Source organism: Helicobacter bizzozeronii (assembly GCF_900196775.1).
GTDB lineage: Bacteria > Campylobacterota > Campylobacteria > Campylobacterales > Helicobacteraceae > Helicobacter > Helicobacter bizzozeronii.
In genome coordinates, this window is record NZ_FZLB01000031.1 from 1 (window position 1) to 13,362 (window position 13,362).

Annotated in this window: 14 protein-coding genes; 1 reads left to right on the forward strand and 13 read right to left on the reverse strand. The window is 46.3% G+C overall.

Features of this window, described 5'->3' with window-relative positions:
- The 8 genes from C5684_RS04015 to C5684_RS04050 form a co-directional block, all read right to left on the reverse strand.
- A partial coding sequence (locus C5684_RS04015) for a MotE family protein (RefSeq protein ID WP_104639491.1) occupies window positions 1-581 on the reverse strand: 581 nt, incomplete at its 3' end.
- On the reverse strand, window positions 574-1,002 hold the full coding sequence (locus C5684_RS04020) for a flagellar FliJ family protein (protein ID WP_104639492.1): 429 nt from the start codon (window positions 1,000-1,002) through the stop codon (window positions 574-576). The genes C5684_RS04020 and C5684_RS04015, both read right to left, overlap by 8 nt.
- Window position 1,003: 1 nt before the next feature.
- The gene (locus C5684_RS04025) at window positions 1,004-2,233 is read right to left on the reverse strand and encodes an adenylosuccinate synthase (protein WP_104639493.1); all 1,230 of its coding nucleotides are present in this window, start codon (window positions 2,231-2,233) and stop codon (window positions 1,004-1,006) included.
- A 10-nt stretch (window positions 2,234-2,243) separates the two neighbouring features.
- The gene (locus C5684_RS04030) at window positions 2,244-3,179 is read right to left on the reverse strand and encodes a ribose-phosphate pyrophosphokinase (RefSeq protein WP_104639494.1); all 936 of its coding nucleotides are present in this window, start codon (window positions 3,177-3,179) and stop codon (window positions 2,244-2,246) included.
- Between the two features lie 2 nt (window positions 3,180-3,181).
- Window positions 3,182-3,676, reverse strand: a complete 495-nt coding sequence (locus C5684_RS04035; RefSeq protein WP_013889823.1) for an HIT family protein — start codon at window positions 3,674-3,676, stop codon at window positions 3,182-3,184.
- A 9-nt stretch (window positions 3,677-3,685) separates the two neighbouring features.
- Window positions 3,686-5,152: a Mur ligase family protein gene (locus C5684_RS04040; RefSeq protein ID WP_104639495.1), complete on the reverse strand. Its 1,467-nt coding sequence runs from the start codon at window positions 5,150-5,152 to the stop codon at window positions 3,686-3,688.
- Window positions 5,152-5,877 (reverse strand): alpha/beta fold hydrolase, encoded by a 726-nt coding sequence (locus C5684_RS04045; protein ID WP_013889821.1) that lies wholly within the window; start codon window positions 5,875-5,877, stop codon window positions 5,152-5,154. Before C5684_RS04045 ends, C5684_RS04040 begins: the two co-directional genes overlap by 1 nt.
- On the reverse strand, window positions 5,877-6,929 hold the full coding sequence (locus C5684_RS04050) for a D-alanine--D-alanine ligase (RefSeq protein WP_104639496.1): 1,053 nt from the start codon (window positions 6,927-6,929) through the stop codon (window positions 5,877-5,879). Before C5684_RS04050 ends, C5684_RS04045 begins: the two co-directional genes overlap by 1 nt.
- Window positions 6,930-7,103: 174 nt before the next feature.
- Between C5684_RS04050 and prmC the strand changes: the two genes are divergently transcribed.
- Window positions 7,104-7,940, forward strand: a complete 837-nt coding sequence (gene prmC / locus C5684_RS04055) for a peptide chain release factor N(5)-glutamine methyltransferase (protein ID WP_104639497.1) — start codon at window positions 7,104-7,106, stop codon at window positions 7,938-7,940.
- Here the strand turns inward: prmC and nspC are convergent.
- Genes nspC through C5684_RS04080 form a run of 5 tightly spaced genes read right to left on the reverse strand, consistent with a single transcriptional unit; the run spans window position 7,937 to window position 13,354 of the window.
- Window positions 7,937-9,139, reverse strand: coding sequence for a carboxynorspermidine decarboxylase (gene nspC, locus C5684_RS04060; protein WP_104639498.1), 1,203 nt, complete (start codon window positions 9,137-9,139; stop codon window positions 7,937-7,939). The genes prmC and nspC overlap by 4 nt on opposite strands.
- Window position 9,140: 1 nt before the next feature.
- The gene (locus C5684_RS04065; protein ID WP_013889817.1) at window positions 9,141-10,112 is read right to left on the reverse strand and encodes a chemotaxis protein; all 972 of its coding nucleotides are present in this window, start codon (window positions 10,110-10,112) and stop codon (window positions 9,141-9,143) included.
- A gap of 34 nt (window positions 10,113-10,146) precedes the next feature.
- The gene (ychF, locus tag C5684_RS04070) at window positions 10,147-11,247 is read right to left on the reverse strand and encodes a redox-regulated ATPase YchF (protein ID WP_013889816.1); all 1,101 of its coding nucleotides are present in this window, start codon (window positions 11,245-11,247) and stop codon (window positions 10,147-10,149) included.
- Window positions 11,247-12,728, reverse strand: a complete 1,482-nt coding sequence (locus tag C5684_RS04075) for a leucyl aminopeptidase (RefSeq protein ID WP_013889815.1) — start codon at window positions 12,726-12,728, stop codon at window positions 11,247-11,249. The genes ychF and C5684_RS04075 overlap by 1 nt, the downstream gene beginning before the upstream one ends.
- Complete coding sequence (locus tag C5684_RS04080; RefSeq protein ID WP_013889814.1) at window positions 12,722-13,354, reverse strand: DedA family protein; 633 nt, start codon at window positions 13,352-13,354, stop codon at window positions 12,722-12,724. Before C5684_RS04080 ends, C5684_RS04075 begins: the two co-directional genes overlap by 7 nt.
- Between the last annotated feature and the right edge of the window lie 8 nt (window positions 13,355-13,362).

Below are 13,362 nucleotides of genomic sequence, written 5' to 3' on the forward strand. Positions count from 1 at the left end.
TTAGAAGGAAGCGGGGGGGGGGCGATGAAGGGGGGACCTTTTTGCAACATTTCGGTTAAATTGGCTGCCTTAGCCGGATCCATCTTGGCTAAAATTTTGCCCATGTCCTTAGCCTCTAGTTTGGATAAAATCATTGCGGCTTTATCCATGGGCATATCTTGTAAAATGGGCGCAGCTTTGGAGTCCTTCATTTTGGCGTAAGTCGTGGCGACCTTAGAAGTGCTCGCCTCTTTAATCTCTTTTAAAAGTTCCTCATTTTTGGCGATCAAATCTTTCATCTTTTTTTCGCTCTCTGCTTGTGCCTTCTTAAAATCCGCCTCTTTAGTTTCTAGTTCCTTTAATTTGGCATCCAAAGTCTTTTCTCTGGCACTCACTTTGGCATTGCGTTGATCTAAAAGGTTTTGGGTTTCATTTTGCAGGGTTTGCAAGGTTTGGGCGCGTTCTTGGAGTTTTTGGAGTTGGCTAGCAATCTCGGCTTTACGGGATTCAAAAATGGCGTTGCATTGCAAAAATTCTCGAGGTGTGGAATCAGCGATTAAAGCACTGAGCGCACACGCCCCTAAGATAAGTCCCCTAAACACGCTTACCCTTTTGGTTTTGGTAAAAAACCCCCATGCCAATGGCATCCATTTGCTTATCCTCCAACTTCTTAAGTTTCTGCTTTTGTTTTTGGATTTCTAGGGTTTGGAGGTATTTGACCTTCTCATATTCTAGCATCGCGGCTTTGTGCAAGTCTTGCAAATGCAACCCCACTTTTCTAAGTTTGCTAATTTCGCTGTTAATTTCATCGATCATGTAAAGGTAATTCTTTTTGAGTGCGCTAAGTTGCCTAAACTCCATGCACCCCCCATAAGCGGGTAAGCCTAGATCGTGCAGTTGGACTAAAAGTTCTTGTTGCTCCTCTTGTTTGCGTTTGATTTGGTTTTGGTTGTGGATCATATCGCTTTCATAGCGTTGTGCGATTTGGTGCTTGATCTTGACAAGAGATTTGAATGTGTCCATATTAGCTCCTTAAAATCATGTCTTCGCGCTTAGGGCTGGTGGAGATGATTTTGATGGGCACGCCTATAAAATCCTCAAGGGCTAAAATATACTCTTGGGCTTCTTTAGGCAAATCTGCAAACTTGCGCGCCCCAGCCGTGCTCTCCCAGCCTTTAAATTTTTGATAAAGAGGCGTGATACCCTCTAGATTGCTAGGCACATGCGCTATCTCTTGCCCCTCTTTTTCATAACCCACCCCCACTAACACTTCTTTTAAACCATCTAAGACATCAAGTTTCATGAGGGCTAAGTGGGTGCAACCATTCAGACGGCAGGCATATTTCACGCCCAATGCATCAAAATACCCACACCGCCTAGCCCTAGCCGTGGTCGTGCCAAACTCATGCCCCTTTTGGCGCAAATACGCCCCCACAGCCCCCAAATCCTCGCTAGGGAAAGGACCATTGCCTACACGGGTGCAGTAAGCCTTAGCCACCCCGATAATTTGATTAATGTCTTTGACACTAAGCCCGCTCCCCGAGCATGCCCCCGGGGCGATGGTGGTGGAGCTGGTAACATAGGGGTAAGTCCCAAAGTCAATATCTAGCATGCTCCCCTGTGCGCCCTCGAGTAAAATGCGTTTTTGTGCCTTTGTTGCCTCCCATAAAAGCGTGGTGGTGTCGGTGATATAGGGGAGGATAGAGGGGGCGTAGGTGTCTATGTATTGCTCTAGGCTTTGCATGCTGGGGATATTCTGTTTATCGGGCATAGAAGATAGATGGAAGGCAAGTTTTTCTTTTAAGAGTTTGGGGGAGCGCAAATCCCCCACACGCAAGCCCACACGGGCGATTTTATCTTGGTAGGCAGGTCCAATCCCCTTTTGGGTCGTGCCAATCGCCCTTTTAGGGTTTTGTTCGTGATTGATGTCTAAAACTTGGTGGTAGGGCAAGATCAAATGTGCCCGATCGCTCACAAATAAACGCCCCTTTAAATCGCCAAAGGGCTGCATCTCCTTAACCAACGCATCTAGGGCGATCACAACCCCATTCCCAATCACAATTTTACAATGCGGGTAGAGCACGCCAGAGGGGATCAAGTGCAGGGCATGGGTTTGCCCATTAGCTACAATGGTGTGCCCGGCATTGTGCCCCCCTTGAAAACGCACGACAAAATCGTAATTTTGCGCCAAGTGATCGACTAACTTCCCCTTGCCCTCATCGCCCCACTGCACCCCCAAAACAATATCAGCCATGCAATCTCCCTTAAACAAAGAGCGAATGCACGCTCTCATTGTGATAAACCCGGCGGATCACTTCCGCAAACAAAGGCGCAACACTCAAAACGCGAATCTTGGGGTGTGGGGCTTTAAGTGGGATGGAATTACTCACCACCACCTCATCTAATGCGCTCTCTTTAATGCGTTTGATCGCATTCCCACTCAGCACCGCATGCGTGCCTAATGCCATCACCGAGCGTGCGCCTTTGGCTTTAAGCATGCTAGCGGCTTTGCAAATCGTCCCAGCCGTATCAATCATATCATCAACCAAGATCACATCGCGTCCCTTGACATCCCCAATCACATTCATCACCTCAGCTTCATTGGCGCGCTCACGGCGTTTATCCACGATGACCAAATCCATCCCAATTTGGTTAGCAAAGTAACGCGCCCGCGCCACGCCCCCAATATCTGGGCTAGCCACAATGGGGTTTTTAAAGTCGCGATCCAAAATATAATCCCTAAACACAATCGATCCATAAAGATTATCCACCGGGATATTAAAAAAGCCTTGAATCTGCCCGGCGTGCAAATCCATTGTAACGATGCGATCAATCTGCACGCTTTGCATCAAATCGGCTACCAGTTTGGCGCTGATGGGCACTCTGGGGGCGGCCTTGCGATCTTGTCTGGCATACCCAAAGTAAGGGATCACCGCTGTAATCGAACTAGCCGAGCTACGCCTAAGGGCATCCACCATGATTAAAAGTTCCATGAGATTATCATTCACCGGCGCACAAGTGGGCTGGACGATACACACATCCCGCCCACGCACCGATTCGCTGATTTGCACATTGATCTCCCCATCGCTAAAATGCCCCAAAACCGCCTTAGAAAGCCCGATATTCAGGTGTTTTGCCACCTCCTTACTAAAGCTAGGGTGTGCGCTCCCACTAAAAATCTTAAAACTGCGTGTTTTCATGCTCACTCCTTGAAGTAGTCAGCAGATTTACTCTTTAAATCCGCATAGATCGCCTCAAAATCCACGCCATAAACCCGTGTCCCCCCAATGACACTCATAAAATTCACATCTTTGGCAAACCGGGGCACCAAATGCCCGTGCAAATGCGCGCTAATGCCCGCCCCCCCAGCATCTTTGAGATTAAAGCCCAAATTAATCCCTTGTGCCCCAAAGGCATAGAGTAACTGCACGCCCTGATAGATACGCATTTGCAAATGTTGCCACACCTCTAAGCTGAGTTGCTCGGGGCTATCTACATGCGCATTAGGGATCACCATGAAATGCCCGGGGTTATAAGGGTAGGCGTTCATCACCACAAAACAGCGCGAATCGCGGTGTAAAACATGGTGTTGGCTATCTAAATGCGGGTTTTGCTGGATCGCACAAAACACGCAATCGTGATCGTGGCTCAACTCTTGCAAATACGGGCTACGCCAAGGGGCATATAATCGTTGCATGGGCTTGTCCTAAATGTAATTGGGGGCATCATTGGCAAACAAGATCAAATCTTTAGGGAAGGTCATGGTTTGCAAGACCTGCTCTAATTGACTCTTGTCTTTCAAAAACACCTTTTGGGGTCGCTCAATCGCGCTGGCAAAAACTTCCACATTGAGTTCTCCGGTGATGATCACAATGCTAAAGACCCCATCAATAGCTTGGGCGAGTTGTTTGTTGCTGGCTTCATCGCTTTCCACAAGTCCCGGGGTAACAATGATTTTACGCCCCTCATACAAACTAGCCAAACGCACGCTCTCTAACATGCCCTTTAAATTGCCATTAAAGCCATCATCGATAATCACCTTGTCATTGACATGCACCAGATGCAGGCGGTGGGGGACGGGTTTGAGTTTGGCAACAATCTTTTTAAGTTGGGGGATGGGGATTTTAAAATAAAAGCCCACCATGACCGCCAAGCTGATATTTTCCACATTGAAAGCCCCTAGGATATTGGTTTGGAAAGCCACCCATTGGTGATCCAAAAAGAGCTCAAAACGCGTGCCTTCTAAAGTCGCCTCTATATTGCGGATTTGCCCGGGGTAGGGCAAAATCTTTTGTTTGGGCTCAGGAGGGCAATATTTGTCTAGGGGGTTGGTGTGGTAACAAAAGGCTTGAATCAAACGGGGCGAATCCAAGAGTTCGGCTTTGGTTTCATAGATGGTTTCGATATTTTTGAAGTATTCGATGTGTTGGTTGCCAATCTCTGTAATAATGGCGTAGTGGTGTTCTAAAAGTTTGCCAATCGCTCTAATGTCTCCCTTTTGGCGCGCGCCCGCTTCGGCGATGTAAATGGCGGTGGTTTCATCTAGGTTATTGTTAATATCTTGGCTTAGACCCAGCAAAGTATTCACACTCCCCAAAGTGGCATGGACATTGTATTTATTTTGCAACATTTGGTAAAGGTAGTTTTTGATACTGGTTTTGCCAAAACTCCCCGTGATGGCGATGATCTGTAAGTTTGTCATGCGTTGGAGCTTGGATTTAGCCAGCTGGATATAACCCCTTGAGGCGAGCTTTTCAAAGCCTTGAGAGCCCAGATGGGCTAGGGCGATCAACAAGAGATAGAGCCCAAAAGGGGTTTTGGCTTGCAAGCTACCCAAGATGGCATCGGTGATTAAGAGCAAGAAAAGAAAGCCAAAAAAGCGCAACACACGGGGGGTGAAAACCAAGCGTTTATCTAATTTGATCGCCCATACAATCAGCCATGGGAGTTGCACCACGCCCACAAAGAGATCAAAGAGCCAAATAATCTTAAAAAGGTGCGTGGCGATAAACACGCCTAAGGGCAAGAGGGCATGATAGACATGCCAACGCCATTTGTGGTGTTTGGTGCAAATGCGGTAAAAACTATAGTTATACCATTGTAATAAGGTCATCAAATAATAATTGAGTCCTAAGACAAACGCCCACACCACCAATAAATCTAGCATTTCCATCAAACCCCCTCCCAATATTGCGTGCAATGTGCCTCCACCGCCGCCCCTTGCTTTAAAAAAAAGTAATGATCGCCTTGCAAGCTCACAAAGTGGTTATGCGGGATCAGTTGGGCGATTTTTTGCCCTGCTTCTAGGGGTGTTGTGGTGTCCTCTTGCCCCCACACGATCAAAGTTGGCTTTTGGCATGCCCGAAAGGATTCCTCAAAATTTTCTTGCACGGTGTATTTAAAGGTTTCATACATGGCTGGGTTGAGGTTGTCTGCGTCCTTGCTTTTAAGCAGATTCAAGGCTTGTTTGAGCCCGATGGCTTTTAGGAACTTAGCCAGCTTGATTTTTGTGCGTGTTTTGAAAGACTTGGGGATCAAAATCCCCGCACTGCTTAAAAGCACCAAGTGTTTGCTTTGGCAAAGAGTGGCGATCTTGCCCCCAAAACTATGCCCGATTGCCATATCTAGGGACACTTGCAAGGAGTTAAAAAAGGCATCGATGATATTGGCGTAATCGCTGGGAGTTAAAAAAGTCTCATTGGGGCTTTTGCCAAATCCGGGCAAATCCACATAAAAATGGTTATAGGTAGCAAAATAGGGCTTAAAAGCCATTTGCATCAATTCCTTAGAACTCCCCCAACCATGCAAGAATACCACATTTTTACAAGCCGATCGGTTATAAAAATCATAGGCAATCTCAAACTCACCCCCCCTGTATTTTACACGCCTCCTAGCCATCACTTGGCTTTTTGGATTTGTTCGATGTAATGATAAGTGATGGGGATAGACACTTCTTTGGGTAAAATCACTTGTTCTAGGACACTAGAAAAGTCTTCAAAAAGATAATGGGCGAGACTCCCGGGAATGGGGTTGATCTCATTTAAGTAAATTTCATCATTGATGACAAAAAAATCACAACGGATAATTGCCCCGACAAATAGGGGCTCATAAATGCGTTTGAAAAGGGCGCGCATCTGCATTTCTAACTCGCTGCTGATGTCTGCCTTTTTGACCTTTTGGGTGCGCCCAAAGTCTAAATATTTCTCCTCAAACCCCAAAAACTCCTTTTTCTTAGGCTCTTCGACCACAGAAAAGATAAATTCACTCTCGGTATCATCGCCCCCCTTTTTCACCATGCACCCAGCCAAGTTGTATTCTTTCACGCCCTCTTTAAAAGACTCGATAATGACTTGGCTGTCAAATTCAAAGACTTCATCTAATACATACTCAATATCTTTTTCATCTTTTAAAATGCTGATCCCAATGGAGCTCCCCAAGCGGTTAGGTTTGATGATTAGGGGGTAGGAAAGCCCTTTGATCGCGCTGCCTTCGCGTTTGTCTAAAAACACATAGGGCAGAGTGTTGATCCCCTTTTCTTTGGCAAGCATTTTGGTAAAATACTTGTTATAACTCATCACGCAAGCTTCCACCCGAGGGCCAATAAAATCGATGCCATAAAACTCTAAAAAGGAGGCGATTTTGCCATCTTCGCCATCGCCCCCATGGATTAGATTAATGAGATTTTCCATATTGATTGGCTTGCTCCCCAGTAAGCCATGCGTGTGGAAGCCCTGATGTTTCAAGATGAGTTCGGGGCATTTTTTATAATGCCCGCTGGAAAAAAACTGCGAACGCATGTCTTTTTCAGCGATCAAATAAAAGCGGTGTGCGCCATCTAAAAAGATAAAATGTGCGATCTGTGTGCCTAAAACTTGTTTGAGAACAATGGCACTCACAATACTAATTTCATGTTCGTAGCTTTTGCCGCCAAATAACAACCCGTATTCCACTTCTAATCCTTATATGCATGCCAAGAGATGTCTGTTGCCATTATTATACCTAATCTTTTAAAAAATACCGCCACCCCTGCTTTTGGTGTTGTTCTCTCTCAAATAGGCTAAAGGTTTTTTAGGTTAGAATGGCTGACTGGTTGCAAAACTAAATCCAATATTGTGGTTTGCTGAATGGATGTTAATATTTCCAAAGCCTTATACGAGGCTAAGAAAATCCTTAAAGATAAGGGCATGCGCCCCGCATTAGAATCTGAGACCCTTTTAAGCCATTTGTTGGGCGTAGATCGGGTGTATTTGCACATGCACGCCCAAGAGGAACTAGATGCATTTGCCTTTGAACATTTCATGCACATGGTGAAGGTGCGATCTAAGGGCAAACCTTTAGAATACATCACCCATGAAGTGAGCTTTTATGGGCGTTTATTCTTTGTTGATGAGCGCGTATTGATCCCCAGACCCGAAACCGAGATTTTGGTCCATCAAGCTTCCCAAATCATCCAAGATTATGGGATCAAAAATGTAGTGGAAGTGGGGATTGGGAGTGGCGTTGTTTCGGTGAGTCTAGCCATCGCCCACCCTAAAATCTCCATTTTGGCAACAGATATTTCGATGGAGGCTTTGGAAGTGGCGAGCGTTAATATCGCCACTTTTGGTTTACAAGAGCGCATCTCTTTATTCCAAACTTCTTTGATGGAGGGCGTGGATATTCAGGCGCGCACTTTGGTGGTGAGCAACCCGCCCTATGTTGCGCTGGATTACCCCTTAGATCCCTCTGTGCGTTATGAGCCCGAGATTGCCCTCTATGGGGGCGAACAAGGCGATGAGATCATCAAAGCCTTGATTGATGAGGCAGCCCACAAGCGGGTTAAATACTTGGCATGCGAGATGGGGGCTACCCACCGCGCGTCTTTAAGCGAATATTTGGGGCTACAAAAATACCAAGCTAGCTTTTATAGCGACTATGCGGGGCTGGATCGCGGATTTGTTGCCATCAGGCAAACTAACTAATTGCGTTCCTTGTAGTGGGCGTAGTCAAACTTTTGGAGCAATTTAAAGCGATCATGCTCAAGTAAGCCCAAACTGGGTAGGGCAATCCCATTGAAGGTGTTGTTTTTAACAATGGTGTAATGCAACATGTCTTGAAAAATGAGCTTATCGCCTATTTGCAAAGGACTTTCAAAACCATAGGGTCCGATAAAATCCCCTGCCAAACAACTGGTGCCGCCCAGCATGCAAGGATTCTCTTGGGGCTCTAAATGGGCTTGCTCTAATCCTTGTGTGCTTATCCTAGAAACTTGTGGTTTGTAGGGCATCTCTAAGCAATCGGGCATGTGGTTGGCAATACTCACATCTAAGATCGCAATGGGCATGTCATTTTGCACCACATCAATCACGCTGGCTAATAAAAAGCCTGCCTGCCAGCCCACCGCCTCCCCGGGTTCTAAAAAAATCTCACAAATATTGGCATAGCGGCTTTTAAAATCCTGCACCAACTGGGTTAATACCTCTACTTGGTAACCCTCTTTGGTGATGTGGTGCCCGCCCCCAAAATTAACCCATTGGACTTGCGTCATCGCCTCCCCAAAGTGCTTGTCAATGTGTTCTAGGGTTCTTTGGAACGCTAACGCATCTTGTTCGCAATGCGTGTGGAAGTGCAACCCACTAATGCCCTCTAGCCCGTATTTTGCGACACCCTCGCTAAAAGCTTGGGGGGTGATCCCCAAACGGCTAAAGGGGGCACAGGGGTTATAAATCAAGGGGCTAACCTCGCTATAAAGCGGGTTGAGTCTCAAGCCCATCTTAATGGGTGAGAGCCCTAAGCTATCTAATTGCTGGTTTTTCTTAAGAATTAAATCTTTGTAAGCTGTGTATTGGTTAAAAGAGTTAAAGATAATGTGCGTGGCAATGGGGAGGAGCTGGGCTATCTCATCGGGTTTATAGCCCGGGCTAAAAATGCAGATATCTTTCCCACTCTCCCTAGAACCAAATTCCTCATAAGCCAACAACGCCTCATGCACCCCACTAGCACAACACCCCTGCAAACTGGGGCGCACCCACTCAAAGCAACGCCAAAAAGCAAAACCCTTCAAGGCAAGTAAGATTTTAATTCCCGACTCTTGTTGCACCCGCTCCAGTAGGGCTAGATTGTGCTGGAGCTTGCTTAATTCGAGGACATAGCAGGGCGAGGGGATGGTATGATAATCCACTCTAAGCCCGCTCTGTGTGCATGAAATTTTTAATGATACGCTCCACATCTAAGGGGTTGGACTTAGAGATGAAGTCATCAGCATGCAAAGAGCGCGCCATCTCTTCATTGGAGCTCCCGCTCATAGAAGAATTAACCACAATGGGGATTTTAGCGGTGTTGGGATCCAATTTAGTCCGCCTAATCACCTCAAACCCACTTGCCTCGGGCATCTCTAAATCGGTGATGATTAGACCCACATCTTCAACAATGGTTTCTTTATCAAAGAGATAATCTAAGAGCTGTTGTCCGTTGATGAAATCCAAGTGTTTGATCCCCAGTTTGTCCAAGATCACCTGCATGGTCTTAAGCACGCTGGGCGAATCATCAGCCAGCAAAACCATTTTATCGCTATAGACTTTGGAGAGTTTTTCTAACTCCGCACGGCTTTCATCTTCAATCCAAGGGAAGACATCCACTAGCATTTTTTCAATATCCACCACCTGCACCAAACGCCCATCAAAATAGCGGGTGCGGCTGACTAACTTAGAATTGCCCGTATTGCCCCCCACGCCTGCACTCTGCTCGATCTCGGTCCATTTTTTATTGAGGATACGATCGGCTTCATAAATCCGCACCCCAATGGTCCAACGGGAAAACTCGCAGATCATGATAATATCATCCTCCCCCTCAGCCCGCTCAACGCGGTAAGGACGCAAGTCCTTTTGCTTGTTGTTGCTGTCATAATAGAACCATTTTTTCATGTCAATCAAAGGGATGGTCATCTCCCGAATGATGATCAAGCCCTCCACCAAAGAATTAGGCTCGTGGCTGATGATGGTTAAACTCCCCTCATATTTCACCACCTCGCGGATTTTAAACACATTCACCGCATAGAGGTCTCTATTTTTGCCTAGTTTAAAGCACAGAAGTTGCAGTTCGTTATTTTTATGTAAGCTGGTAACCTGATCGATATGCGCTAAGTTATTAGCCATGCACTCTCCTTAAAAAGGTGGTCTATTATAACACCTAGACATTGAATCTAAAGTGCATCACATCTCCATCTTGCACGATATAATCTTTGCCCTCCACCCTCAATGCCCCCTTAGCGCGTGCACCTGCCTCGCCCCCATAGGCAATAAAATCATTATAAGAGATCGTTTCAGCCCTAATAAAGCCCTTTTCAAAGTCCTTATGAATCACCCCCGCCGCTACGGGTGCACTCGAGCCCTTGACAATCGTCCAAGCCCTAACCTCCTTGATCCCAGCGGTGAAATAGCTCATCAAACCCAATTGCTGAAAACTCAAGCTAATGACCTGTTCTAGCCCACTTTGCTTAACCCCCAAACTCTCCAAAAACTCTTGGGCTTCTGTGGTTTCCATGCTCCCTAGCTCCTCCTCTAGCTTGGCACTCAAACCCACAAAACACGCCCCCCTTTGCTGGGCTAAATCCCGCACACGGCATGCATGGGCATTTAAAGAGCTGGCATCTGCCTCGCCCACATTGGCCACATAGATCACCTTTTTAGCACTCAAAAAACGCAATTCTTTTTCCAACTCCTCAAAGTAAGGGTTGTTTTTACCAGCAAAGCTACTGGCAGGCTGTAAGGCATTGAGGTGTTCTAAGAGATTTTGGGCGAGGTTTAAATGCGCTTGGGCTTCTTTGTTGCTCTTGGCTAACTTACTCAGTTTTTCCATGCGTTTTTGGAGGGTTTGGATGTCGGCTAAAATGAGCTCGATCTCTATGGTTTCAATGTCGCTTAGGGGATTGACCTCTCCGCTCACATGCGTGATGTCATCATCCTCAAAACAACGCACCACATGCAAGATCACCGCACATTCTTTGATATGCCCCAAGAATTGGTTACCCAAGCCTTCACCAGCAGATGCCCCCTTGATGAGCCCAGCAATATCCACAAATTCCACGCTAGAGTGCTGGATTTTTTGGGGTTTGACAATCTTGGCTAGTTCCTTTAAGCGCACATCGGGCACATCTACAACGGCTTTATTGGGGTCGATGGTGCAGAAAGGGTAATTAGCACTTTGGGCTTGGGCACTGCGGGTGAGCGCATTAAACAAGCTGGACTTACCCACATTGGGTAAGCCCACAATCCCAACAGAGAGACCCATTAAGACTTAGCCAAGACATCGAGCACAAATTGCACGCACATGCGCACACCTGCCCCACTAGCACCCGGCGTATTCACATCCCAATCTTTTTCAACATAGGCAGGTCCAGCAATATCAATGTGTAACCACTTATCCTTGTAAGCCTCGCGGATAAACTCGTTTAAGAACAACCCAGCCGTAACCGCCCCACCATAACGCACGGGGGTGATGTTGCTAATGTCTGCCATTTTAGAATCTAAAAGTTTGCGTAAATGCCGGTTAAAGGGCAATTTAGCCACCAACTCCCCGCTTTTGAGGGCAGATTTTTCAAACTGGCTTTTGAGTTCCTCATTATTGCCCATAATCCCGCTGGTATAAGAGCCCAAGCCCACCACGCAAGCCCCCGTAAGAGTGGCAAAATCCACAATCAAATCAGGTTCTAAATCTTGGGCAAAACTCAAGCAATCTGCCAACACCAAACGCCCCTCTGCGTCCGTATTACGCACCTCGATAGTCTTGCCCTCTTTGGAGATCAAAATATCATCGGGGCGATAAGAGTTGCCCGCAATCATGTTTTCAGCCAGACCCAACACAGCATGCACCTCCGCCTCCACGCCCAAATGCGCTAGAGCATTGATCGTGGCTAAGACCGCACACGCCCCGCCCTTATCGGCTTTCATGGTGATCATATACTCAGCGGTCTTAATACTCAACCCGCCACAATCATAGGTCAAACCCTTGCCCACTAGGACAATTTTTTTCTTAGCATGTTTGGGCTTGTAGATCACATGGACAAGCTGGGGTGGGTTAGCAGAAGCCTGATTGACCGCCAAATAAGCCCCCATCTTTTTTTCTTTCAAATAATCCTCACCATGCACGAAACAATCCAACCCATTTTTTTCCGCCAAATCTTGGGCGATGTTAGCCACATAGGGCGCGCTGGCGACATTGGGCGGTGTATTGACTAAATCGCGCGCCAAATTGACATGTTCGACCAAAACATGGGCTTTATGGATTTTCTTTTCTAAAACCCCTTTGAGCGTATGGGGCTCTTCCTCAAATTCCTTAGCATCGCCTAGGGCTACAAAAACCTCTTTGAGGTGGGTTTCTGTTTTTTTCTCCTTATAAACCTCATATTCATACATGCCAAATTGCAAACCTGTAAAAATTGCCAACATCGTTTCTGAGAGAGCATATTGTTCTACAGAATGTTTAGCGGCATAGAGTCCCACTTTGGCACTTTTAAAATGCACTTTTTTAATGGCTCTAATAGCTTGGCAAGCAGCCTCTCTAAATAAATGCACATCGCTTTTAGCCACACCCACATAAACGACCTTGTGGTGTTGATCCACAAACACGCCCTCACCCTCGTAATTGAAAGTTTCTAGCTGGTGTTTATTGTGTATCCAAGGGGATTTTAAATCCTTCTCCACCACAAACACAATCGCTACATCGGCTTCTAAGGCTTCAAAAGAAGCCTGCTCTAACTTCAGTTTTAACATTCTTTCCCTTTCTTGAGTTCTAAGCCCTGCTGGACTTTTTGGATTTTTTTATCAATCCTCTTTGTATGTGCCCTGAAATACCAAAACACGCCACCCAGCATACAGACCAAGAGCAGTATAACAAGGTAAGGATAACGCTTAAGCAATTCGAGCAAGGCAAAAATCTGCTCCCCAAAATACCAAGCCAGTAAAATGGTGATCGATGCCCACACAAAAGCACTTAAAAGATTGATGAGCGCAAATTTGAGCGCACTATAACGGGTGATCCCAATGCTGATTGGGATAATGGTGCGCATGCCATACATGTAGCGTTGGATGAAGATGATGAACCAGCCATATTTTTGCAAGAGCAAATGGGCTAGGGCGAGCTTACGCCGCTGTTTTTCGAGGCGTTTTTTGATGTAATGCTTGCTAGTTCTACCCACATAAAAATAAATCTGATCCCCGGTAAATCCCCCCAAACCAGCCACCAAAATTGCCAAAAAGATATTCATATGCCCAGCATAGCTGGCAATCCCAGCCAAGATCAAGCCGATCTCCCCCTCTAAAATGCTCCAAAAAAACAAGATCAAATAACCCCAAGTGGCAGCGTATTTGTCCCACAAATCTATAATGAAAGCTTCCACGCAAAACC